Here is a 23288-nt window from a genome sequence, read left to right as displayed (position 1 = left end):
AAACTTACTTCAAACCTCGAATATCCGTTAAAAACCCCGATCGCAGGCAGAAAGTTTGTAGTGAGGACTTCAGTCCTCCAAAAGAGCGCCCTACAAGCTCAACCCGCTCGCAGTGCACACCCTACAGGCTACTTACAGGCGGTTATTTGTCGATCGCAAATATTAGTTGTTTCAGCACATCCAACCGCGAACAGTTCCAGTAATCGATGTGGGAAACGATTAAACCGTCGCCGTTAACCTTCAGTTCGCTTCTACCCGCGATCGCCATTTTCGGTTTCCAAGGTAGCGGCGCGATCCAACTCAGAGTCCAGCGAGTTTGTACAGTATCTCCAGACTGAGAAATATCGTGCAAGTCGAGTTTAATCTGTTGAAAAAAAGTTCCCATAAACCCGATCATTTTTCGGTAGCGATCGACTCCAGTAAATCGATTTACTGGGTCTTCAAAATAAACATCTTTTGCATAAATGCTGTAAGTCTGATTTTCAGGAAATCTGCGGTAGTCATCTTTAAGAATTTCCAGAATATTCATTATTATTAATCATACGCCTTAAATCACTATAATATAATCATACCAAAAAATAGGGTTTCCCATCCGGGTTCCCAGGATTCCCCAAGTTTTTAGAACAGGGTATAAATTCCAGTCTTAAAAACCTTGTCCTCAACTGTCAACTGTCAACTATCAACTGTCAATTATGATCGACCTCTACACTTTTACCACACCGAACGGCCGCAAAGTCTCGATCATGCTCGAAGAAATAGGTTTACCCTACAACGTGCACGTCATAGACATCAGCAAAAACGACCAATTTAGCCCGGAATTCATCGCCATCAACCCCAACAGCAAAATACCCGCTATAGTCGATCGCGATAACAGCATTACAGTCTTCGAGTCAGGCGCCATCCTGATCTATCTAGCCGAAAAAGCAGGCCAATTTCTGCCCACAGACAAACACAAATACTTTCAAGTCATGGAGTGGCTGATGTTTCAAATGGCCAGCGTCGGGCCAATGTTCGGACAACTAAACCACTTCAGACGTTTTGCACCCGAACAAATTCCCTATGCAATTCAACGCTACGAAAAAGAAACCTTGCGCCTCTACGGAGTATTAGATTCTCAACTAGCAAAATACGAATACATTTGCGGCCACTATTCGATCGCGGATATCGCGACTTATCCGTGGGTGGCTATTTACGAATTTCAAGGATTAACCCTCGACAACCATCCCCACCTCAAACGTTGGGTAGAAAACTTGCAGAAGCGTCCCGCCGTTGAGCGCGGTATGGCTGTTCCAGCTATACAAAAATAGCACTTTTTGTAGCGGGCTAGGAGCAACGCCCCACAATCAAATATTCTGGTTTTGGGCGGGCTAGAAGCCCACCCCACAATCAAATATTCTGGTTTTGGGCGGGCTAGAAGCCCACCCCACAATCAAATATTCTGGTTTTGGGCGGGCTAGAAGCCCACCCCACAATCAACTTCACTCTTTCTTTGTGGAACGGGCTTCTAGCCCGTTCAAAAAAATCCCTCAAACCTAATCAGCAAAGTGCTTAATAATCGCTTCAGCAAACTCCGAACACTTTAACTCAGGTACAGGCGGCTCCATCAACCTTGCCAAATCGTAGGTAACTTCACCGTTAGAAATTGCCGCGCCCAAACCCTTCTTAATCAAATCTGCCGCTTCCTGCCATCCCATATATTCTAACATCATCACTCCCGACAAAATCAGGGAACCGGGATTAACTCGATCGAGACCGGCGTGTTTAGGTGCAGTGCCGTGAGTCGCCTCAAAAACAGCACATTCATCACCAATATTCGCACCGGGGCCCATGCCCAATCCGCCGACAATTGCTGCGGCAGCATCTGACAAATAATCGCCGTTTAAATTCATCGTTGCCAAAATCGAATATTCGGCTGGTCGAGTTTGAATTTGTTGGAAAATACTGTCAGCAATTCGGTCATTGACCATAATTTTTTCCTTCCACTGCCCGCTACCGTGACTTTCCCAAATTGCGGACAGAACATCGGCAACTTCTTTACAAATTACGGCTTGTTTTTCGGGTGTCAAAGCATCGTAGCCCGGATCTATTTGGCGGGCATTTTCTTCTAAGCTAATCTCGGAATTGTGCTCTTTGTTGCCGAGAATCCAGGACTCTCTTTCTGTTACGCAATCAGCACGAAATTCGGTGGTTGCCAACTCGTAACCCCAATCTCGGAAACCTCCTTCGGTGTATTTCATGATGTTGCCTTTGTGCACCAAGGTTACTTGCTGCTTATCTTTTGGCAACCGCAAAGCGTGGGTAATTGCCCGCCGCACTAAACGCTGAGAACCACTTTTGCTAATTGGTTTAATGCCGATCGCAGAATCGAGGCGTATTTGTTTTTTGCCGTGTTCTGGCGTTGCAGGAATTAACTCATTGTTGAGGTATTCAATTAGTTTGTTACCGATTTCGCTGCCTTGTTTCCATTCAATTCCCAGGTATATATCTTCTGTATTTTCCCGGTAAATAATTACATCTAGCAGTTCGGGAGTTTTGTGCAGCGATGGGGTGCCATCGTAATATTTGCAGGGCCGCACGCAGGCGTAGAGGTCAAATATTTGGCGCAATGCTACGTTGAGCGATCGAATTCCGCCACCTACTGGGGTTGTCAGCGGGCCTTTGATGGCGACGCCGTACTCTTTGATGGCATCTAGGGAATCTTGGGGTAAATACTGGTAAGTACCGTAGACATCGCAGGCTTCGTCGCCTACGTAAATCTTGAACCAGTTAATTTTCCGCTGGCCTCCGTAAGCCTTTTCTACGGCAGTATCCATGACTTTCTGGGATGCTGGCCAGAGGTCTACGCCCGTACCGTCACCGCGTATGAAGGGGATAATTGGGTCGTTGGGGACGATCGGCGAACCGTCTTTGAATGTAATTTTAGAACCAGTTGTGGGGGCTACAATCTTTTCGTACATATCTTAACAGTGCGGATAGCAATTCTCCTTATTTTGCCACGATTATCTGTCTAAACCTCAAATTTTTCTAAATAATTGCCAAAAATTTGGATGACTTTATTTTTTACCGCACAGCAAAGCAGATGAACGCAGATAAACGCAGATTCTTTTGATGATGTCTTTATTTGCGATATTTTTCCTTCTGCATATTCTTTTTCACAACCCACAAAATAAAGCCGATGACAATAGTCACGGCAACTATTTTGGAAACGGGAGCGAGGTAATCATCTACAAGTGCATAATTTTCACCTAATTTATATCCGGCAAAAGTGAGGAAACTCACCCACAAAATTGTGCCGATTGTTGAGTAGACTAAAAACGGCAACAAAGCCATATTGTTGATGCCAGCGGGCAGGGAAATTAGGGTGCGAACTCCCGGTACCAGGCGACACAAAAATACGGCTTTGTTGCCGTGTCTGTTAAACCATCTATTTGATTTGTCAATATCTGCACCGGATACTGTAATCCATTTGCCATATTTGTCTGCTAAATTTCTCAAGCGTTCTTCGCTCAATAATTTGCCGGCATAGTACCAGGGAAGTGCTCCGAGAATGGTGCCGATTGTCCCTGCTGCGATCGCCAGGGTTAAGTCCATATCGCCCTTCGATGCGGTGAATCCTGCCAGCGGCATGATCAATTCTGAGGGGATCGGCGGGAACAAATTTTCTAAGAACATCAACAGTGCAATGCCGAGATAGCCCATCGACTGCATTGTGTTAGTTATCCATTCAACCATTTTGATTTAATAATTGGTAATAGGTAGTCAGTAGTCAGTAGTCATTAGTCAGTAGTTTGCTCGTTCCTAGGCTCTGCCCATTGGTGACAACTTAAGACTGAAAGCCCTGAGAAATGTCGTTTTTACCTGAGTCTAGATCCCCCTAAATCCCCCTTAAGAAGGGGGACTTTGAGAAGATTCCGGTTCCCCCCTTATTAAGGGGGGTTAGGGGGGATCTAGACTTCGACACAAACAAGAAAGACTGTCGGTTTAACATTAAGTTGTCAGCAATGGGATTGCCCCTACAACTCTAAACTATGATTAAGTTCCCGAAGTCCAAGAGTTGGTGTACTCAATTTGATCGGGAGTCAAGGTATCAATGTAAATACCCATTGCTTCCAATTTGAGACGCGCGATTTCTCTGTCAACTTCCACAGGGATTGAGTGAATACCTGGCTCTAGTTTGCCTTTGTTTGTGACAAGATGTTCGGCGGCTAAAGCTTGGTTAGCAAAGCTCATATCCATCACGGCGCTAGGGTGTCCTTCGGCGGCGGCTAGGTTGATCAAACGGCCTTCGCCCAAGACAATAATCGACTTGCCGTTATTGAGACGGTATTCTTGAGTGAAAGAACGTACTGTCTTCACGCCAGTGCTTTTTGCACCGAGGGATTTGAGGTCAATTTCGATGTCGAAGTGACCGGAATTGCAAACCATTGCGCCGTCTTTCATGGTGTCGAAATGTTCGGCACGAATGACGTGTTTGTTGCCGGTGACGGTGATGAAAATATCTCCGACGGTGGCTGCTTCGTCCATTGGCATGACGCGGAAACCGTCCATCACTGCTTCGATCGCCCGAATCGGATCGATTTCGGTGACAATTACGTTGGCGCCCATGCCGCGAGCCCGTTGTGCCGTGCCTTTGCCGCACCAACCGTAGCCTGCAACTACAATATTTTTACCGGCTAACAAAATATTGGTAGCGCGGATAATGCCGTCTAGAGTAGATTGACCGGTACCGTAGCGGTTGTCGAAGAAGTGCTTGGTGTCGGCGTCGTTGACGTTCATTGCGGGGAAAGTCAGCACACCGTCTTTCAACATAGCGCGCAGGCGCACGATGCCTGTGGTGGTTTCTTCGGTGGTGCCGATCAAGTCGGAAATTTGGTTGGGGCGGTGCTGGATCAGGGCTGCTACCACGTCGCTGCCGTCATCGATGATGATGTTTGGACGGTGATCTAGGGCTGTGTTAACGTGACGTTCGTAGGTAGCCGCGTCTTCTCCTCTCAGGGCGAAGACGGAAATGCCGTAGTCTTCAACTAGGCAAGCTGCTACGTCATCTTGGGTGCTCAAGGGGTTGCTAGCGATGAGTACAGCGTCTGCACCGCCCATTTTCAGCGCGATCGCCAAATGAGCTGTTTCTGTGGTGACATGGCAGCAAGCTGAAATACGGATGCCTGCGAAGGGCTTTTCTTTAGCGAAGCGTTCTTGAATTTGACGCAATACCGGCATTTCGCGGCCGGCCCACTCGATACGTTGCTTGCCCAACGGGGCGAGGGATAAGTCTTTGACTTCGTGTTTAATCTGAACTGATGTTGCAACCATTTTACGTAATTTCTCAGAAATCATTCAACTTTGTTAGTTGTACCAGATTAACCTAGGTCGCTGCAAGTTCCCCGATTTATAGATATTGTGCCCGATCGACCTTTTTGACACACACCAGTCTCGCACTCCTCGCCATCAATCTTTTTTATTAGCGCGGCGTTCTTGAATTATATGAATAACTGAAGGCACAAAAGAAAGTACAATTATTACACCAACAATCGGCAGTAAATATTGGTCAACTTTGTCCGGAGGAATCATCTTTCCCAAAAAATAACCGAGTAGAGTCAGCCCCACCGTCCACACAAACCCGCCGATCAGGTTGTAAAACATAAAAGTTTTGTATTTCATTGCCGCCACTCCCGCCACTATCGGTGCAAAAGTGCGGACAATTGGCATAAATCTCGCCAGTACAACTGCTTTTTGGCCGTGTTTTTCGTAGAAGTTTTCGGTTTTATCTAAATATTCTTTCTTAAACAGCCAGGAATCTTCCTTGTTAAATAAGCGACGGCCCCAGCGGTGTCCAGTTGCATAGCCCACATTATCGCCAGCCACCGCGCAGACAAAACACCCAAAAATTAGCGTCCAAATATTCATAGAGTTTGGCCCCGACGCCACAATTCCCGCAGCAAATAGCAAGCTGTCTCCCGGCAGAAAAAAACCGAACAGCAATCCGGATTCTGCGAACACAATAGCCCAAATTCCCAAATAGCCGAAGGTTTTAATCAGTTGCTGCAAATCAAAATTCATCTTTCTGTTTTTCCGGGGAATGAACTCAGCAGTACATATGACATCTCGGATATCATTGTCTGTTGAATATAGCATAAACGAGGGTCAGGCAAAATAATAAATTAGCCAGCGATCGATATATTTACCTAAAAATTTTTAGTTCAAATTTAACAATGGGCGCCATAATTCAACAAATCCAAACTAGCTTGTTAAATCTGCTGGGTCAAGCGATCGAGGCAATGCCTTCAATAGCAGCGGCTGTGGTAGTTATTGTGCTGACGAACACGGCAGCAAAGTTTGTTAGCCTCGCAGTCTCGGCAGCTACTCAACAGACTGTCAAAAGTTTATCCTTGCGATCGCTCTTGGTGCAGATAGCCTTTGCCCTCACTTGGGCGGCTGGCAGTTCGATCGCCTGCGTCATTGCTTTCCCGGCTTTGCGTCCCGGAGACATCATCGGTTTGTTAGGATTGGGTTCAGTAGCTGTTAGTTTTGCCTTCCAAGATATCTTCAAAAACTTTTTAGCAGGCATCTTGATGCTGTTGCACGAACCGTTTCAATTAGGCGACCAGATAGTTGTAGAAGGCTTTGAAGGTACTGTTGAAGAAATTTCGATGCGATCGACTCAAATTATGACTTATCAGGGAGAGCGAGTGATTGTGCCGAATGCGATCGTCTTTACCAATTCAGTGCGGGTACTCACTGCCATGCCACACAGGCGAACTGACTTGCCTTTAATTTTGGACTACGATACCGAACCTTCCTTGGCAATTGAAACCTTGGTCAAAGCTATTTCTGAAGTCGAAGGTGTTTTTTCGCAACCAACCCCAGAAGTAGATATTTCAGGTCTTAACGATGGTTCTTTGCATCTGATTGTCCGCCATTGGACGCTGCCGGAACTTTTCACAGGTGCGACGGACAAAAACCAGGGCTGTGGTGGCGATTCTAGCCGCGTGCGATCGAGCGGAGATTAAAATTCCTCAACCCGTACCGGTAAAGTTGTATGACTTACGCTCCTCGAACAACTCTGCGTCAAATTCAGCTAGCGACGCATAATTAAGGATCGCAAATTAAATAATTTACACAAGTTTGTGGAATGGGCGTCCCGCCCGTCCAGAAAGGACGGGCGGGACGCCCATTCCACAAGAATAATAAAGATTGTAAGTTATTTAATTCTCATTCCTAAGCTACTGCCAGAGTGGGAGAGTGGGAGAGGGGGAGAGAGGGAAAGGGGGAGATGGGGAGATGGGAGCATCTCAATTTTTGCAAAAAGCATTTTTTATTCTAGTGCTGTCCCCGATCGCGTATTTTATAAGCCAATACGGTTGACTTAACGCTTTTTGACGAATGTCATCTCAGGATTTTCTAGGCAATACAGGCATTTCTTGAAAGTCAGATTGTTCTTAAGTCAACCGTATTGTTTTATAAGGAATGAGAATTAAATAACTTCCACAAGTTTGTGGGATGGGCGTCCCGCCCGTGCTTTTTGGACGGGCGGGACGCCCATCCCACAATAACAATTAAAATTGTAAGTTATTTAATTTGCGATCCTAAGCAAGCGAGTGGGGACAGCACTACAAATGCAAAACAGAGATTCTCCCTGCGAAACATCCTCTTCCCTCTTCCTTCTTCTTTCTTCCTTATTCCTGATGACTACTGACTAATGACTTCTTTCTTCAAGCAAAAGGCGAGCCGATTTCCCATCAGCGCGCCTGAAAATTTTATGCTTTTTTTGTCAAACGTAATCGAACAGATCGTTCCGTTTCAAAAAATTATCAAACTGTCTTGCTAGCGCGGCGGCGGCGGGCTGCAACCAAACCGCCCAAACCGAGAGCCAAACCAGTCATGGTAATCGGTTCTGGAACTGCTTCTGCGCTGACGGTGAAGTCTTGGAAGTCTGCGTCGTTACCGCCACCGCGATCGTCAAAGGAGATCAGAGTGCCTCCGTTAGACAGAGAAGCTGTTCCATTTGTATAGCTTCCAGCAGCTTGGAAAGCGTTTGTTGTTTCTCTGCCGAGCGCTGTCCACAACGAGGATCCGCCAAACACGGCTTGTTGGGTGCCAGCGTTCAATGCCGAGGTCGAGTAGACAGTGCCGCCATCGCCGCTGTTGAGTCCCAAAGTGTAAACTTGATTTGCCAGGAATGTGAATACTGCTGTTCCCGAACCCAAGACTGTATTGCCCAAAGATCCTTTCCATTCGTTCTGGTCGCCATTGTCAGAGGATTTAGTTTCCGAAAACAGCGTGCTAACTAGAGATGTCACCGAGCCCACGCTGTAAATTCCCAAAGAGGAAGTGTAGCCACCGTGAGACTCTTTGAAGTTAAACTTGACATCTGTATTGTTGGCGAAGGTGATACCGTTGGTACCAAAGGAGAAGGCTTGGGCTGGAGATCCTGCCCCTAACAAAGCGGTGGCGACTGCGGTAGCTGTTAGGGCGGATAAGAGTTTGGTATTCATGACCTGATTCCTTGTGTTGCAATAATTAATTAATAATTTCATTATCTGATAGTTTGTGTTTGTTTTTTTCACTTTATGTGAATTTTGACCAACTCTTTATCAAGCCTTTACAATACCTTTATAAATGCTGTCGAGCCAATCGGTAAGCGGGCGATCGCTCCCTAAAAATACACACCAAAAATTATAAAAATTAGGGCTATAAACCTTGCACTCGCGGTCATGCGAGCGCTAACCCCCAACATAGATTTCGGTGAGTTTATCCTAATTTTTAATTTTCTTCCAAGTCTAAATCTTTAACAGCCAACACTTAGGTACAAACACTGTCAGTCTATTTTAGATTTTAGATTTTAGATTTAGTTGCACGATTGAATCTGGGAGATTGAACTCGGGTAGAAAATTTTGGCTTGTACCCTGACGCTCGTGCACGTGGGACGGTACCTGTTTTTGGGCAGGGTCACTGTCTGGGAATCTAACAGTTATAAAAGTTTTCTATTAATCCAGAAACTAGGAATATTTGTTGTTTCCGACTCGCGTATGGGAATTAAAGTAGTCGATCGCTCGGGTAAATTACTGACAAACTGCGATCGTTGGGTTTAGGTCTTGTGGTTGAACTACAGAGAACCCGCGCCGTGATGGATCCCAAAGATGCGATCGAGAGGGGCTTTCTGCTTTGAAAATTGCCAAAAAGCAGATTTCCATCAGAAAATACCATATATAGATGCGCTTGGCAAGCCCTATTCGCGATAGATCGTCAGATCGCATCAAAAAAGACCGCTGTAGCGTTCCTCAGCCCAAGGTTCGCCCCTGCGGTGGTAGCCGTTGCGTTCCCAAAAACCGAGTTGTTCGGTTTCTGTAAACTCCAGGCCGTTAATCCATTTCGCGCTTTTCCAGGCGTAGAGGTGCGGAACTACCAACCGCATCGGGCCGCCGTGATCGGGGGATAGCGGTTCGCCGAAGACGGTGTGGGCGAAAAAGTTTTCTTCTCGGAGGAAGTCGGCGATCGCAATATTAGTAGTGTAGTCGCCGTAGCAGTGTTCCAGGACGTGGAGGGCTTTAGGATCGACTTCTATGCTGTTCATAAAATCCGTGACTTTGACTCCCGTCCACTGCACGTCTAGTTTTGACCAGCGGGTGACGCAGTGAAAATCCGCAGTAAAGTTACTTTGGGGCATGGCCTGGAAGTCAGACCAAGTGAAGGTTTTTGGTTTTGCCAATCCCCAGACTTTAAATTCCCAAGTCTCAATGCTGACGGAGGGTGTATCGCCGTAAGTCAGAACGGGAAAGCCGTTGGCGAGGTATTGACCCGGGGGGACGCGATCGCTGTTATCTGATTCTGGCTTGCGAAAAAATTTGCCCTGCATTTATTCAAGCTCTACAGTAAATGACTGCAATCCTCAGTATAACTTAGAGACAACTACAAACAACAGCTTTACCGGTGGATGATTTACCGACTTTGACCGAAATTGCAACGCTTGATTTTTTCCCGTTTTCGCCACCGAAATGATGCTGATGAACATTGGCGAATTATTAAAATATTGCTGCCGCAAGTGGAGTTTGCGAGATCGTTTTAGGATGGCAACCTCAGCGACTGGGGAAACGTTTTCACGTGCAGATTGCCCGAGGATGCGTAGAAAAAATATATTAGAACTGGGAGTGTCGATCGGCTATGCTAAAGAGAGAAAATTCACACCACACTAAAACTCAAAAGGCTAGTTCCAGCAGTTAATATTGATTGATGTAGCACAATGATATATCCTACACCAACTACCACGATTCGGCTTTCGCCGGCGCTAAGCGATGTCTACCGAAACATTAGTTAACTGGCTCGAAGAGAACACGGAATTAGGCATATTATCCCGCGATATCTTACAGGCGATCGCGCTGGAAATGTCCATGTCAACTTTTCCCCCGGGATTTCGAGTGGTAATCGAAGATACACCAGTCACCAATCTCTACATCCTAGAAAGAGGACAAGCCGATCGCTACCGCCGCAAACAACCGGGTTTAATGTGGGGGAGTAGTTTGTTACCGGGGGCGATCGCGAATTTATCCGCCCTCGGGCGATCGCAACCGGCAGATAGTAGAATTATTACTCGTACAGAATCTCAATTTTGGGTCATTAGTGCCGATCGCTGGCGCAGTTTGCTCGAAAGATATCCACGCATCACCGAAGCCTACGCTCAACGCTTGGCCGCGAAATTAGAGCAGCTAGAAGCAGAAATCGCCTACGAAAGAGAGCGTCAAAATGCCCTTCGTAGCTATCTAGTACCGCAGGCGAAACGGGGAGTCATTGGGAATAGCCGTTATGCGGTAAAATTGCGCCAACAAATTCGGGCTGCATCGAGTGACGAGCGATCGGTGTTAATCTCTGGCGAACCTGGTTTAGAAAAAGATAATTTAGCTGCTTTAATTCATTTCGGTTCAAGTCGTCGCAGCGAGCCAATTATTCAGATCAAAAGTGCCTTGCTTCAGAGCAATGGAGCAGAATTATTCGGGCGTTTGGGCGGTAAGCCAGGGCTGTTGGAATGGTTGGGAGAAGGGACGTTAATTTTAAATGACGTTCAAGAATTACCCGCTCAATTAAGCCCCCAAATTCAGCAACTATTAACCCAGGGAACCTATACCCCAGTTGTCAGAGAAGGACAAATACCGCCGCAACCGCGTTCTAGCAATGCCCGAATAATTTTAATCTCAGAAATCGTCCAACCCCAGCTAGATAAGCTAACGCAACACAAGATTAAAGTACCGTCATTGCGGGTGCGTAAAGAAGATTTAGAAGCACAAGTCAACTATTATCTCAACATCTTTTGTCGCCAAAAGAAATTAGTCAAGCCCCAAGTCACGCCGGAAGCAATTCGCCGCTTGCAAGCCTACGATTTTCCGGGAAACTTGCAGGAATTGCAGGGAATGGTCGATCGCGCTTTAGTTCAAGCACAAGGAAGTCAGGTATTAACGGAAGAAGTCTTTTGGGCGCAGGCGGCAAAGCAACAAAAATTTCGACTCAATTTATTCAAAATATATCCCAAATTTCGGCAATTTTTACGGAGCGATTGGTATCCCGATCGCGTAAATTATTGGTTTACCACTTGGGTATTTGCATTAGTGGTAACTATCCTGTTTGTTGCTCCCCAAGATCGACAGCATAATTTTGCCCTAAATATCTTTTGGGCTTGGTGGTGGCCGTTAATTTTATTATTATTCCCTATCCTCGGGCGATTGTGGTGTGCTTTTTGCCCCTTTATGATTTATGGAGAAATCGTCCAAAAGCTCTCGCTGAAAATTTTTCCGCGAACTCTCAATAAATGGCCGCGCCAATTAGCTGAAAAATGGGGCGGCTGGTTTCTATTCGGAATGTTTACTTTGATATTTCTGTGGGAAGAGTTGTGGAATTTAGAAAATACCGCCTATTTATCCAGTTGTTTGTTATTGCTAATTACGGCGGGCGCGGTAATTTTTTCGCTGATATTCGAGAGGCGGTTTTGGTGCCGTTATTTATGCCCGATCGGCGGCATGAATGGATTATTTGCTAAACTCTCAATTATCGAACTGCGCGCCCAACAAGGAACCTGCGCGGCGGAATGCAGCACCTACCATTGCTATAAAGGAGGCGAAGGTTTTGGGGAAGGATTAACTACTAATGGATGTCCGGTTTATTCCCATCCCGCGCAATTAACCGATAATAAAGATTGCGTGTTGTGCATGACTTGCTTAAAAGCTTGTCCGCATCGATCGGTAGAATTAAATCTGCGCCCTCCCGGAATTGAATTGTGGACTACCCACGTTCCCCACGGTTATGAAGTTGCACTATTATTTCTATTATTAGGCGGAATTTATATCCACCGCTTGCCGGAGATAAATATTTTGTTGGGGCTGGGCATCAATTTAGAACAATTTTTACCACATTTAGGAATGTCAATCGCGGTGTTAATTATTCCGCCGATGATTCCGTTATTTGCCTATGCAGTCATGCAAGCAATTTATCGATTGGGAAAAGCAGAAACTCTCCCATTTAAAATTACTAAACCCCTTTCATTTGTCTGTCTCGCCTACGGATATCTACCTCTAGTTTGGGGCGGTAGTTTGGCTCACTATTGGCGATTGGGTTTGCAGGAAGGCGGGCGAGTGATTCCCGTAGCTTTTGCGACTTTCGGACAAATTAGAGATGATTTGCCGAGTTTTGTGGGAGATCCGGCGGTGATTAGTTTCTTGCAAGGTCTAACTTTAATTGTGTCATTGTTGGTGACGATATTTGTGACTCAGAAAATTGCCAAGCGATCGATTAAATCTTTGATGCCGCAGCATTTAGCGAGTTTGTGTTTGATGGTGAGTTTGTGGTATGCGATCGTGGGAAATTAATGTAAAATAAAACAAGGAGGATTTACTATGACTTCACAACTTCAACAAGCGATCGATCTTGCTCAGTCACTGTCATTGACAGAACAACTTGAACTACTTAAAACACTATCCGATATTATTCAACGCACCCATTCTCTGGAAACTCAAGCTGCAACAACAGAGGAAGATACAGATTTTTCACGTCTCAGCTTTCGCCAATCTTGGGAGCAAGCAATAACCGGACAAACCTTACCCCTTTCTCAACTGTGGGAGGGAATCGACGTTGACTAATTCTCCCCTTGTTGAGATTCGTCTCACACCTGAATTTCAGCGAAAACTGAAAAACCTCGCCAAGAAATACCGCCAAATTCCAACCAATATTCAACCTGTGCTTGAACAATTACAAGTTGGAGAATTTCTGGGAGATAGAATCCCTGACATTGGCTTCCCAGTTATGAAGGTGCGGATTAGAAACAGCGATACTCAAAAAGGTAAGAGTGGTGGTTATCGCCTAATTTACTGGATTTCATCAACCACGCTGATTGTTTTACTGGACATTTACTCAAAATCAGAGCGCGAAGACATTGAGATAGAGGAGATTCGTCAAATTATCAAAGGGTTCAGCACAACTCCTGAAGAAACAGATGCTTGAGTTTTTTCGTTTTAATCACGCAAGTAAGCCAGCTTGAAGCAAACTATGTCAATACCGAAAAAAGGAACAAGAAAAATCCTTGTTGACGGGGAGCCTTTCATCTGGCTCATCCGCAGACAAGCTAGTAATATGCAAGCAGACTACGGTTGCGGAAAGCTTCATGTTGCTGTCGAACACGCTGAAAATTCTGGTTCGGTATTAGTTATTATTACCGATCGACCTCACCCTCAAGATTGTCTTCGATCCAACAAAGTAATACCAGTAACACCCTCTGATGTAGCACAATGGATACGGCAAGCGATGCAACTCGGATGGCAGCCAATGCGATCGGGAATAACTTTTCGCGTGCAAATTGCAGGGCAGTGTATGGAAAAAATATAATGCTTTATGCTGTTGCCCAACATTAAGCATTATATTAAAGCTAATTCAGTTGATTTGGTAAATGTAAACATCGTCTGAAAGTTAAAAGTGTATAATTAAGTTGACAACCACAGAGAACTGCGATGACTATTCTGAAACCCCGTTATAGCAAGCAAGAGTTTGCACGACTTGGCGATGAGATATACGATCGCATAGTGCGATCGCAAGTTGAGCCGAGTAACAAAGGTAAAATTGTGGCGATCGATATTGAGACATCTGCATGGGAGATCGATAGTAACGAGATAGTTGCCTGTAGCCGACTCCGAACAAAGTACCCCACTGCTCAGATATGGATCGTGCGCGTTGGTTCAACCTATGTGCGTCGTTTTGGTGCCGGTCGCATCCAAAAAGCCAAATGATTACAGGAGTAGTTAACGGCGATTATGAACCAATTCTTCGCATATCCATCTACAGCAATAACGGTGAACTATACGAGCGAGATGCTGTTGTAGATACGGGTTTTAATGGCTGGCTATCTCTACCACCAGATTTGGTTGTTATTTTAGGATTGCCTTGGCAGAGACGAGGACGGGCAATACTAGCTGACGGCAGTGAGAGTATATTTGATATCTATGAAGCAACTATTCTCTGGGATAGTCAGCCAGTTACTATACCAATTGATGAAGCTGATTCAGATCCACTTATTGGTATGTCATTGATGGATGGCTACGAGCTAACAATTCAGATTGTAGACAGCGGTATCGTAACTCTCAAAAAAATATAAAGTCTAACAAATTACTACGCTCGATGCTGGGCAACAAAGTTGACAAAGGACGCTAATTGTGATAATAATATTTACACATTCAAATATATATAGCGGTTCTCAAAAAGATGAGGTATGACTGACAGCTTGTATAACCAGTTCAACTAAGAGGGCCCAAGCCCAACAACATACCTCATCTTTCTGAGAACCGCTATAGTTATCGACCCACTCCAAACAAAGAAACCGGGTTCTCAACCGAGATAGAGGGCCTCAAGCAAGTATTTGGATAAAAACCAGGTTGTCGATCGCCACCCGTGCGTAAGTCCTAATCTCCCAAAAATTGTCAAAAATAATTTATTAAATATAAAAAATCATCGCGAACTTATGAGCGAATTATCAACCAGACCAGCCCTAATTACCAAAGTTATCCCCGACAGCATCTGCGCGGAAATGGGATTTGATGCCGGAGACTCCATCGTCGCCATCAACGGCCAAAAACCCCGCGACTTGATCGACTATCAATTCCTGTGCGCCGATGAATTTCTGGAACTAGAAGTTTTAGATGCTAAAGGCAAAACTCACAAGTTGGAAATAGAAAAAGAGTATGACGAAGACTTGGGTGTGGAATTTGAAACCGCCCTCTTCGACGGATTAATTCAGTGCAACAACCGCTGTCCTTTTTGCTTTATCGACCAGCAGCCTCCGGGAAAGCGCGAAACTTTATATCTCAAGGATGATGACTACCGCCTCAGCTTTCTTTATGGCAGCTATCTGACTCTCACCAATCTGACTGAAAAAGAATGGAACCGAATCGAACAAATGCGACTTTCTCCTCTTTATGTTTCCGTGCACGCTACGGAACCGGATGTGCGAATTCGCTTGTTGAAAAATTTTCGGGCTGGGAAGATTTTAGAACAAGTTAAATGGTTTCAAGAGCGCCGCTTGCAAATTCACGCTCAAGTTGTGGTTTGTCCGGGGATTAATGATGGCGAACATTTGGAACGCACTTTGTTGGATTTGGCAAAGTTTCATACTGGAAATATCCCGGCTGTAGCGTCGGTGGCTGTGGTGCCGGTGGGTTTGACTCGCTTTCGTCCTGCTGAAGATGAATTGATTGCTGTAACTGCGGAAAAAGCGCGGGAAGTTATCGCGCAAGTGCAGAAAATTCAAGCGGTTTTGAGTCAAGGGAAAGGCGGTAAAAAGGCTAATAAAAAAAGTTCAAAATTCACCCCCCCCAGCCCCCCCTTACTAAGGGGGGGAGAAGAGTTAGAAGATTTAGAAGATTTAAACTTCCCTGTGGTAAGGGGAAATTCAAAATCGCGCTGTATTTGGCTGGCTGATGAGTGGTTTTTAATCGCGGGTTTGGATTTGCCGTCGGCGGCGGATTATGAAGATTATCCCCAAATTGGTAACGGTGTGGGTTCGATTCGGCAGTTTATTGGGCAGTTTGAAACGGCTTTTGCTAAGCTGCAACCGCTGCCAGTTATTGGGCCGCGCCGGTTGGTTTGGGTGGTGGGAAATGCTGTTGAAAAGGCTTTTTTGCCGATCGCACAACAACTAAACCAAATTCCCGGCTTGTCTGTCAACATGGTGGCACTGTCCAGCCGCTACTGGGGACAAACTATCACTGTTACGGGTTTGCTCACCGGGCAAGATTTACTCGAAGCTTTGCAGGGAAAAGACTTGGGAGATGGTATCCTCCTGCCCTCGGTTATGCTAAAACAGGGGGAACCTCGTTTTCTTGACGACATGACCGTAGAACAGCTCGAAAAATCGCTGAAAACCCGGATTTTGCCGGTAAGTGGCGTAGAGGAACTAATCTCGGGGGCGATCGGTCTGGCAACTGCTGAAGTTCAATTGTAAATTTTGAATCAAGCCTTTACAAGCAAGACAAGTACGGTAATTGTGACTTGCAACTGTCGAGTTCAGGAACCAAACTAGAAACTTGAGACCTCAATCTTGCTCTAAAATTGTCTCTAGAATTGCAAAGTAATTAAAAAATTATGCGTGTTTTTCGTCAAATCGTGGTGGTCGGAGTGGGCGCTGCAATTACTTTCAGCAACGCCGGACAGAGTGCTTCAGCACAGCCTCCGGCTCAATCTCAGGACGGTTCCCCCCTTAGCAATCCGATCGAATTAGCGCAGAATATTCGATCAACCTCGAACACATCCTCAGAACCAACATCAGAAGATCCACAACAGTCGATCGCCCAAAACCCCCCAACCTCGGAGTCTCAGGAACCTGGGAAAGCTACGGCAGCAACTCTCCCAACCGAGTCAGACCAAGCATCAAAGCCCCAACAGGCTGCTCCGGCTGCCCCATCAACCCAGCAGCAGGAGTATTTGGCGCAGTCTCCAAAACCAGCACCGGCAAACAATCGGCAGAAACCTGTCCCGAGCAACCCCAACAATGTTCCGGTGCCGAATTTGCCAGCACCAGTTCCCCGCGGCACTCCGAATGAAACTTTCCCGCCTCTGACCCCGAAGGGCATTTTAGACACCAAGCCCCCGGCTTCCCTAGCACCCAACCCGAATCCGCTACAGTTTCCGACAAAGCCCGAGGATGTCAGAATCGAGGAAATTCAGTCAATTACTTTGCAGCAGGCGATCGATCTGGCCCGCCGCAACAGTCAAGTTTTGCAAATCGCCCAGAAACAAGTCGAACAAAATCGATCGGGCGTGCGCGAACAGCAGGCTGCTTTATTTCCAGATCTGACTTTTCAAATGGCCGCAACCCGCCAAGTCAGCGCCAGCGGACAGATTGGAGTGCAGACTCGACTTCGCCAGAATGCAAATTTACCCGTCAGCCGCCAACTTCCGACCAATTCTCCCGAGTTTCAAAATTTCGGCACCATCGGTCTCAACAACACTTTACAGTTGAGCTACGATCTAGACATTTTCGGCCGCCGCACGGCTAATATCCGCGCGGCTAGGGAACAGTTGCGCTTTCGGGAACTGGATTTGGAACGCCAAGCCGAGCAACTCCGCTTCGACACTTCTGAGGCTTACTACAACCTGCAAAACTCCGACGGACAAGTTGCTATCCGCCAAGCTTCGGTGAGAAATGCCCAGCAAAGTTTGCGGGATGCGGAAGCTTTGGAACGCGCCGGGGTGGGAACCCGCTTTGCTGTGTTGCAGGCTCAGTCAAATGTGGCCAACGAAGTGCAGCAACTGTCCGTGGCCCGTCGCGATCAGCGGGTGGCCCAGCGGCGGCTGGCTGAGATTTTGAATATCAGTCAGTCGGCGAACTTGACGGCGGCTGACCCGGTGGAGCAAGCTGGCTCCTGGAGGCTGTCTTTGGAAGAGAGTATCGTGCAGGCTTTTAAGAATCGCCCTGAGTTGGAACAGCAGTTAGTACAGAGGAATATCAGCCAGCAACAAAGGCGATCGATTCGGGCGGGGGGGCTACCTCAAGTTAATGTCACTGGTTCCTACAACTTTCAAGGGCTAACTACTGACGATACAAGACCGTTTTCAACTCGCGGCTGGGCGAGTGGCTATGCAGTGCAAGCCAATCTGACTTGGAATTTCTTCGACGGGGGCGCGGTGAAGGCGAGGGTGAAACAGCGGGATGCCGATATCTCGATCGCCGAAAGTCGATTTGACCAAATCCGCAACCAGGTGCGCCGAGAAGTTGAACAAGCTTATTTTGGTTTGGAGTCGAGTTTTGAGAATATCGAAACTTCTGAAGCCGGAGTTTTGCAGTCGAGGGAAGCTTTGCGTCTGGCCAGACTCCGGTTTCAAGCTGGCGTAGGCACTCAGACTGATGTGATTCAGGCGGAAACAGATTTGACTAGGGCTGAGAGAAACCGATTGTCGGCAATTGTCAACTACAACCTGGGGCTATCGTCTCTCCAGCGCGCTGTGAGCAATCTTCCCACTAATAACCTCTCGGATGCTCCTTGAGGTTGGGTTGGGTTGGGTTGGATTGGGTTCGTTCGGGCGATCGACCTTTTACCGCCAACGGCATTGGGCATCGTGTATTTGGCAACTCAAAACTAAAACCCAGAAATCCGGTTTCTGGGCAAAATATTCGTTTGGCGGCGTGAAATCTAGGAATAAACCGAGTTTCTGACCCCGCACGCCGAGCGTCATGTCAAAATCACCAATGCAAAAATCTGGCTCCTGATTTTTGCATTTTGAGTTGCCCCACGACCAATTTCTACTTTCTGCGCCCTAAATATTCTTAATAACCGACACATTAGTTAATATTTTGTAATAGAGTTCTGTGTCAACTGCGTTAAAGGATCGGCAATGGCTAATATCAAGTTTGTGAAGGAAAATCAGGAAGTCATCGCAGCAGACGGAGCAAATTTGAGATTCAAAGCTCTAGAAAACCGCATCGACTTATACACGTTTTCGGGAAAGATGATGAATTGCGGGGGCATCGGTCAATGCGGTACCTGCATTGTGGAAATTGTCGAGGGTAGTGAAAATCTGTCGCCCCGCACTGACTTTGAGAACCGCAAGCTCAAGAAAAAGCCGGAAAACTATCGGTTGGCTTGTCAAACCATGGTCAACGGCCCGGTGAGCGTCAAGACTAAGCCGTAGCTGGGGTTGGCGAAGCAAGAAGCAAGAAGGCTTCGCGAGCGGGTAAAAAGAGCGATGAGGGAAGAGGTTCGAGGGAAGAAGCAGACATTCTCCTGCTCTCGGACTCTCCGGGTGCATCGAACGTGCAAGCATTTGTAGTGCGAGCGTCCCCGCTCGCGTGCTTTACACAGCACGCGAGCGGGGACGCTCGCACTATAAAAAAACATCCTTTTTGCGAAAATGGGATGCTCTGAGACTCTCCCAAGCTTCGAGGCTCCGGCTCTGTGGCGCTCCTTCTGTCTTCCAGTTTCCCTTTTGCCTTTGAGTGGTATTCTAGTTGTGTGTATTTTCATATTTTCCGATAGAGGCGGGGGTCTTCATGGAAGTTAATCAGCTAGGGTTTGTGGCAACCATTCTGTTTGTATTGGTTCCCAGTGTTTTTCTAATCATTTTGTACATTCAAACAGCTAGTCGCGAAGGCAGAAAAGATTAGTAATTTCTGCTATTTTTGTCTAGCTTTGTGCATTGTCAAAAAAAGCGCCAACAGTTTTTTGCTGGGGCGCTTTTTTGTTAGCTGTTAGTGTCGAGAGTTTAGCTGACGATCGTCCGGGCTAGCAAGACGGGACAGTTGGCGTAGACTCGCACGTAATCTGATAGGGAATTTCCTAGGAGTCGATCGAGATCCAGGAAATTTTTAGCAACGTTTGGCCGCCGATCCGGGGAACCGATGACCAACAAATCTGCATTCACTTCCTCTGCAATCTGACAAATTGCTTCACCGGGCTTACCTGTAGCACTCACGCAACGGTAGCTAACTCCCATTTGTTTCGCCAGTGCTACTCCCTCAGCCAATACGGGGTCTTTTTCAGCATTTGCTGTCACATCTTCGGTGTATTTTCCCGTCAAATCTTTGGTGACGTGTACTAGAATTATCTGCCCGCCACTCACTTCTTTAACCAAAGATAGCGCAAGCTGCAATGACTGTTTGGCAGATTCTGACTTGTCGAGCGCCACCATGACGCGCCTAATTTTTTTGACGTAGATGTCGTCTTTTACTAACAACATCGGTCTCGATGTTAGCTGGAAAACGTACTGACTGACTGAGTTTTCCAAAATCGATTGCAGCCGTCCAAATCCCCGCGAACCCATAATTACTAAGTCGGATTGTTCTTCTTCTGCGACTTGGCAAACTGTGGTTTTCGGGTCTCCCTGTTTCAGCCGCGGATTGACTTTGCTGGGATCTATTTTCAAAGACTGCACTGCTTGTGCTAAAATCTTCCCTCCTTCTTCCAACTTGTCGGCCATGCCATCGGAAGTTACTTGCTGCGGCACGACGTGCAAAACGGTGACAGAGCTTTGTTGCAAGGAAGGGATGTCCATCAACATATTAAACATCTCTTCGCACAAGCCGCGACCGGCGACGGCTACTAAAATTTTTTCTATCATGGTTTTTGGTGTGAAAACAGTTGAGTTTTGTTGTGGGGCGCTCTTACTAGGGCGTTGTTATACCAATTTAATGTGAAGTTGCACATATCTTGATCCCCCTAAATCCCCCTTAAGAAGGGGGACTTTGAGCGGAATCTTGTCCCCCCCTTATTAAGGGGGGCTAGGGGGGATCGGATTATATGCAGCTTCATAAAAAATTGGTATTACTCTAGTGGGTTAATGTTAAGCATAAGCCTGAAGTTTGCTTTATGATTTGTAGAAATGTAGCGTTTTGGAACAATTTGTAACGTGTTAGAGAACGATCGAACTCAACCAGAACTTGCAGCGGCTGGCGCTATTCAAAAGCGGTCGGGGATGATGGACTCGGAGGGCTGGTTTGAATATTTGGTGCGAGTCTACCCCCACCATACTGACTACAGTGGCGCGGTTTGGCACGGGACTTATCTGACTTGGATGGAGGAAGCTAGGGTGGAAAGTTTGCGCTCTCTCGGCATCGAGTATGCAGAGTGGGTGGCGCAGGGTGTGGAATTGCCGGTGGTTGAGCTTTCACTGCGCTACCACCGCTCTGTACAAATGGGTCAATCTGTGGCAGTCAGAACCCGGATGGCTGCTACCGAGGGCGTGCGGCTGCTTTGGGATTACGAAATTCGATCGCCCGACGCTCAAGAATTGTACGTGACAGCACAGGTAACTTTAGTAGGTGTCGATCGGGACAAGGGCAAGATTATCCGTCAATTGCCGCCGGCGCTAAAGGAAGCTTTGACAAGGCTTTCTGTGAAACCTGTACCCTAACTTTGGTTCATTATCCAAAATAGTTTGCCCAGACATCATAAGTAGAGTGGTTGAATTTCAGTCATTAAACAAGATTGCACTGATTCGCTCGCTCTACTTAAAATTATCTCTATTTTATTTTTGTTAGATAAACTTTTAATCTACCATTGACCTGTCAATCAAATATTTATGCCAAACTTCTACTTGTACCAATTGAAACAATCCTTGTTACAACACTATTAGTTGAGTTTGTTTACTCAACTATTGCCGCGCTTTGCGTCGCTATATAAATCCTAAATCATTTGTGAATTTCTTACTCCCTCCCCTTAATAAGGGTAGGGTTGGGGTGGGGTAAAAAACTTTACGACTCCTGCAAAGACTGCTATAGTTTGATGTTCTGTTGTTGTTGGGAACCATACATGGCGAGACACCCTACCAATATTGTTGCATTAATTTTCCAAAATTGTATTAATTCGCTGCCCAAATATCCCAATTAATGCGCTCTACACAACAACATTGTACATTAATGTTAACATTTAACAATGTCAAACAATGTAAACAAATATAAAGTGTTTTGCCAGGTAAACACAGGCGCTAAAATTGTGATATCCTTGAACAAGATAGTGTTTTTTGAATACCCATTTTGGGAAAAACAGCAAAATAACTCAATTTATATCAATTAAATAAACAAATGGAAGCATTACTTTTATTGATAGGGTTTGCAGGCGGGGCATTAGTCTGCTGGCTTATTTTGAATAAGCGAAATTCACGCAATTTGGTGCGGATGCAGGGTTCGCAGGAGGCCATATCGAAGTTGGCGTCGCAGTTGGATGCTAGAACTTCGGAATTGCGGCAGAAAATGCAGAATGAAACTCAGCTAAATTCTGAAATGTTTGAGCTGCAAAGTCGCTTGGAAATTGTGACTCGCGAGCAAGATGTTTTAAACAATCAAGTGTCGGAATTGGAAGAATTTTTGGCAGGAATTGCTGAGGAGCGATCGCAAGTTAATGCTCTGATTGCTGATTTGCAGTTTCAGCTAGAAAATACTCAACAAGCTGAGTCTCAGTTAGCAGAAGTGGCAGAACTTCAATATCAGTTAGAATTGGCTCAGCACGAGCGATCGCAACTTAACGCCCAAATCCGGGAAATGCAAGCAGAGTTAGAGGCGGTTAATGCAGAACGTTCTCAATTTAACGCTCTGCTTTCGGAAGTTGAAAGTCAGTTGGAAACTGCTAGCCAAGGCAGATTGCAGGTACAATACCAGTTGTCAGAAATTCAAATTAAGTTCGATCGCTCAATTCAAGAGCGGGAGCAACTTCAGTCTCAACTTTCGGGATTGCAAGCTCAACTAGAGAGTTCAGAGCAAGAACGAGAAATCCTCAACTCTCAATTGGAAACCGCCCGCCAACAACCAAATCAACCGCAACCTGAAGCATTAGAGCTGGAAACGCAGTTAGAAGCAGCGAATCAGGATAAAATGCAGTTAAACTCTCAATTATCTGAGCTGCAAAGTCAATCAGAAACGGTTGTTCGAGAGCGGGAACAGTTGCTGTCTCAGTTGTCAGAATTGCAGGTTCAATTAGAAACGGCTAACAAAGAGCGATCGCACATTTACTCTCAACTCTCGGAATTGCAAAATCTCTTCGATACAGCAAATCAGAGCCAAGCTCAACTGCAATCTTCAGTATCCGAATTAGAACAGCAGTTAGAAAGTCTATACCAAGAGCGATCGCAACTGCAATCAGATTTAGAAACTGCAAACACAGAACGCTCGCACCTCTATTCTCAAGTCTTAGAATTGCAAACTCAAATCGAGACAGCCAACCACAATCAAGCTCAAATGCAATCTCAAATATCCGACTTAGAAAATCAGTTAGAAAATGGGCGTCAAACTCGATCGCAATTGGAAGAGCAACTCAATTCTCAAGTCTCGGAAATGC

At 46.0% G+C, this 23288-nt stretch carries 22 protein-coding genes; 14 read left to right on the top strand and 8 right to left on the bottom strand.

All coding sequences use genetic code 11. From position 1 onward, the window contains the following. Positions 1-142 precede the first annotated feature (142 nt). Entirely contained in the window at positions 143-529 is a 387-nt protein-coding gene (locus JGK07_RS19675) for a DUF2358 domain-containing protein (RefSeq protein ID WP_293190604.1), read from the bottom strand. 163 nt (positions 530-692) lie between these two features. Here JGK07_RS19675 and JGK07_RS19670 point away from each other — a divergent pair, with 163 nt between their 5' ends. Beyond that, positions 693-1307, top strand: coding sequence for a glutathione S-transferase N-terminal domain-containing protein (locus JGK07_RS19670; protein ID WP_293242755.1), 615 nt, complete (start codon positions 693-695; stop codon positions 1305-1307). A gap of 225 nt (positions 1308-1532) precedes the next feature. On the opposite strand, the gene JGK07_RS19665 is transcribed toward JGK07_RS19670, so the two are convergent. The 4 genes from JGK07_RS19665 to JGK07_RS19650 form a co-directional block, all read right to left on the bottom strand. Beyond that, entirely contained in the window at positions 1533-2957 is a 1425-nt protein-coding gene (locus JGK07_RS19665; protein WP_293242752.1) for an NADP-dependent isocitrate dehydrogenase, read from the bottom strand. Between the two features lie 160 nt (positions 2958-3117). Continuing rightward, positions 3118-3732 carry a DedA family protein gene (locus tag JGK07_RS19660; protein ID WP_293242749.1) on the bottom strand — a complete coding sequence of 205 codons (615 nt, stop codon included), beginning with the start codon at positions 3730-3732 and terminating at the stop codon, positions 3118-3120. A 300-nt stretch (positions 3733-4032) separates the two neighbouring features. After that, the gene (gene ahcY, locus JGK07_RS19655; protein WP_293242746.1) at positions 4033-5310 is read right to left on the bottom strand and encodes an adenosylhomocysteinase; all 1278 of its coding nucleotides are present in this window, start codon (positions 5308-5310) and stop codon (positions 4033-4035) included. 135 nt (positions 5311-5445) lie between these two features. After that, entirely contained in the window at positions 5446-6057 is a 612-nt protein-coding gene (locus JGK07_RS19650; RefSeq protein ID WP_293190606.1) for a VTT domain-containing protein, read from the bottom strand. 152 nt (positions 6058-6209) lie between these two features. On the opposite strand from JGK07_RS19650, the gene JGK07_RS19645 reads away from it, so the two are divergent. Next, positions 6210-7007: a mechanosensitive ion channel domain-containing protein gene (locus JGK07_RS19645; protein WP_293217148.1), complete on the top strand. Its 798-nt coding sequence runs from the start codon at positions 6210-6212 to the stop codon at positions 7005-7007. 801 nt (positions 7008-7808) lie between these two features. On the opposite strand, the gene JGK07_RS19640 is transcribed toward JGK07_RS19645, so the two are convergent. Beyond that, positions 7809-8492 carry a PEP-CTERM sorting domain-containing protein gene (locus tag JGK07_RS19640; RefSeq protein WP_293183908.1) on the bottom strand — a complete coding sequence of 228 codons (684 nt, stop codon included), beginning with the start codon at positions 8490-8492 and terminating at the stop codon, positions 7809-7811. Between the two features lie 761 nt (positions 8493-9253). After that, positions 9254-9853 (bottom strand): sulfite oxidase-like oxidoreductase, encoded by a 600-nt coding sequence (locus JGK07_RS19635; RefSeq protein ID WP_293190608.1) that lies wholly within the window; start codon positions 9851-9853, stop codon positions 9254-9256. Between the two features lie 436 nt (positions 9854-10289). Here JGK07_RS19635 and JGK07_RS19630 point away from each other — a divergent pair, with 436 nt between their 5' ends. The 10 genes from JGK07_RS19630 to psbM all read left to right on the top strand — a co-directional run bounded on the left by JGK07_RS19630 (position 10290) and on the right by psbM (position 19624). Further along, positions 10290-12848, top strand: coding sequence for a sigma 54-interacting transcriptional regulator (locus JGK07_RS19630; protein ID WP_293242743.1), 2559 nt, complete (start codon positions 10290-10292; stop codon positions 12846-12848). A 27-nt stretch (positions 12849-12875) separates the two neighbouring features. Further along, the gene (locus tag JGK07_RS19625; protein ID WP_293183901.1) at positions 12876-13118 is read left to right on the top strand and encodes a hypothetical protein; all 243 of its coding nucleotides are present in this window, start codon (positions 12876-12878) and stop codon (positions 13116-13118) included. Further along, positions 13111-13479: a type II toxin-antitoxin system RelE/ParE family toxin gene (locus JGK07_RS19620; protein ID WP_293183899.1), complete on the top strand. Its 369-nt coding sequence runs from the start codon at positions 13111-13113 to the stop codon at positions 13477-13479. The genes JGK07_RS19625 and JGK07_RS19620 overlap by 8 nt, the downstream gene beginning before the upstream one ends. 45 nt (positions 13480-13524) lie before the next feature. After that, positions 13525-13860, top strand: coding sequence for a hypothetical protein (locus tag JGK07_RS19615; protein ID WP_293183897.1), 336 nt, complete (start codon positions 13525-13527; stop codon positions 13858-13860). Between the two features lie 122 nt (positions 13861-13982). Further along, positions 13983-14258 carry a hypothetical protein gene (locus JGK07_RS19610; RefSeq protein WP_293183895.1) on the top strand — a complete coding sequence of 92 codons (276 nt, stop codon included), beginning with the start codon at positions 13983-13985 and terminating at the stop codon, positions 14256-14258. Continuing rightward, the gene (locus tag JGK07_RS19605; protein WP_293183893.1) at positions 14255-14623 is read left to right on the top strand and encodes a clan AA aspartic protease; all 369 of its coding nucleotides are present in this window, start codon (positions 14255-14257) and stop codon (positions 14621-14623) included. The genes JGK07_RS19610 and JGK07_RS19605 overlap by 4 nt, the downstream gene beginning before the upstream one ends. Before the next feature lie 363 nt (positions 14624-14986). Continuing rightward, positions 14987-16465, top strand: coding sequence for a DUF512 domain-containing protein (locus tag JGK07_RS19600; RefSeq protein ID WP_293183891.1), 1479 nt, complete (start codon positions 14987-14989; stop codon positions 16463-16465). A gap of 140 nt (positions 16466-16605) precedes the next feature. Continuing rightward, a complete protein-coding gene (locus JGK07_RS19595; protein ID WP_293242740.1) occupies positions 16606-18507 on the top strand; it encodes a TolC family protein in 1902 nt (633 codons plus the stop codon). A gap of 348 nt (positions 18508-18855) precedes the next feature. Beyond that, entirely contained in the window at positions 18856-19152 is a 297-nt protein-coding gene (locus JGK07_RS19590) for a 2Fe-2S iron-sulfur cluster-binding protein (RefSeq protein ID WP_293151570.1), read from the top strand. A 358-nt stretch (positions 19153-19510) separates the two neighbouring features. Further along, positions 19511-19624: a photosystem II reaction center protein PsbM gene (psbM, locus tag JGK07_RS19585; RefSeq protein WP_096829117.1), complete on the top strand. Its 114-nt coding sequence runs from the start codon at positions 19511-19513 to the stop codon at positions 19622-19624. Positions 19625-19722: 98 nt separating this feature from the next. Here psbM and JGK07_RS19580 read toward each other — a convergent pair whose 3' ends face one another. Beyond that, positions 19723-20577 (bottom strand): universal stress protein, encoded by an 855-nt coding sequence (locus tag JGK07_RS19580; protein WP_293183883.1) that lies wholly within the window; start codon positions 20575-20577, stop codon positions 19723-19725. A 288-nt stretch (positions 20578-20865) separates the two neighbouring features. Between JGK07_RS19580 and JGK07_RS19575 the strand changes: the two genes are divergently transcribed. Both JGK07_RS19575 and JGK07_RS19570 read left to right on the top strand, forming a co-directional pair. Continuing rightward, entirely contained in the window at positions 20866-21369 is a 504-nt protein-coding gene (locus tag JGK07_RS19575; RefSeq protein ID WP_293183881.1) for a thioesterase family protein, read from the top strand. Positions 21370-22039: 670 nt separating this feature from the next. Next, a partial coding sequence (locus JGK07_RS19570; protein WP_293203594.1) for a hypothetical protein occupies positions 22040-23288 on the top strand: 1249 nt, incomplete at its 3' end.

Origin of the sequence: Microcoleus sp. PH2017_24_DOB_U_A, assembly GCF_020738205.1 — a bacterium.
In the GTDB taxonomy this organism is placed as follows: Bacteria; Cyanobacteriota; Cyanobacteriia; order Cyanobacteriales; family Microcoleaceae; genus Microcoleus.
The sequence above is the reverse complement of the archived record's forward strand: the minus strand, read 5'-3'. Positions and strand labels throughout refer to the sequence as shown.

Coding starts and splice junctions, on each gene's coding strand:
- JGK07_RS19675 (WP_293190604.1), bottom strand. CDS start 529: ATGAATATTCTGGAAATTCTTAAAGATGACTACCGCAGATTTCCTGAA.
- JGK07_RS19670 (WP_293242755.1), top strand. CDS start 693: ATGATCGACCTCTACACTTTTACCACACCGAACGGCCGCAAAGTCTCG.
- JGK07_RS19665 (WP_293242752.1), bottom strand. CDS start 2,957: ATGTACGAAAAGATTGTAGCCCCCACAACTGGTTCTAAAATTACATTC.
- JGK07_RS19660 (WP_293242749.1), bottom strand. CDS start 3,732: ATGGTTGAATGGATAACTAACACAATGCAGTCGATGGGCTATCTCGGC.
- ahcY (WP_293242746.1), bottom strand. CDS start 5,310: ATGGTTGCAACATCAGTTCAGATTAAACACGAAGTCAAAGACTTATCC.
- JGK07_RS19650 (WP_293190606.1), bottom strand. CDS start 6,057: ATGAATTTTGATTTGCAGCAACTGATTAAAACCTTCGGCTATTTGGGA.
- JGK07_RS19645 (WP_293217148.1), top strand. CDS start 6,210: ATGGGCGCCATAATTCAACAAATCCAAACTAGCTTGTTAAATCTGCTG.
- JGK07_RS19640 (WP_293183908.1), bottom strand. CDS start 8,492: ATGAATACCAAACTCTTATCCGCCCTAACAGCTACCGCAGTCGCCACC.
- JGK07_RS19635 (WP_293190608.1), bottom strand. CDS start 9,853: ATGCAGGGCAAATTTTTTCGCAAGCCAGAATCAGATAACAGCGATCGC.
- JGK07_RS19630 (WP_293242743.1), top strand. CDS start 10,290: ATGTCTACCGAAACATTAGTTAACTGGCTCGAAGAGAACACGGAATTA.
- JGK07_RS19625 (WP_293183901.1), top strand. CDS start 12,876: ATGACTTCACAACTTCAACAAGCGATCGATCTTGCTCAGTCACTGTCA.
- JGK07_RS19615 (WP_293183897.1), top strand. CDS start 13,525: ATGTCAATACCGAAAAAAGGAACAAGAAAAATCCTTGTTGACGGGGAG.
- JGK07_RS19610 (WP_293183895.1), top strand. CDS start 13,983: ATGACTATTCTGAAACCCCGTTATAGCAAGCAAGAGTTTGCACGACTT.
- JGK07_RS19605 (WP_293183893.1), top strand. CDS start 14,255: ATGATTACAGGAGTAGTTAACGGCGATTATGAACCAATTCTTCGCATA.
- JGK07_RS19600 (WP_293183891.1), top strand. CDS start 14,987: ATGAGCGAATTATCAACCAGACCAGCCCTAATTACCAAAGTTATCCCC.
- JGK07_RS19595 (WP_293242740.1), top strand. CDS start 16,606: ATGCGTGTTTTTCGTCAAATCGTGGTGGTCGGAGTGGGCGCTGCAATT.
- JGK07_RS19590 (WP_293151570.1), top strand. CDS start 18,856: ATGGCTAATATCAAGTTTGTGAAGGAAAATCAGGAAGTCATCGCAGCA.
- psbM (WP_096829117.1), top strand. CDS start 19,511: ATGGAAGTTAATCAGCTAGGGTTTGTGGCAACCATTCTGTTTGTATTG.
- JGK07_RS19580 (WP_293183883.1), bottom strand. CDS start 20,577: ATGATAGAAAAAATTTTAGTAGCCGTCGCCGGTCGCGGCTTGTGCGAA.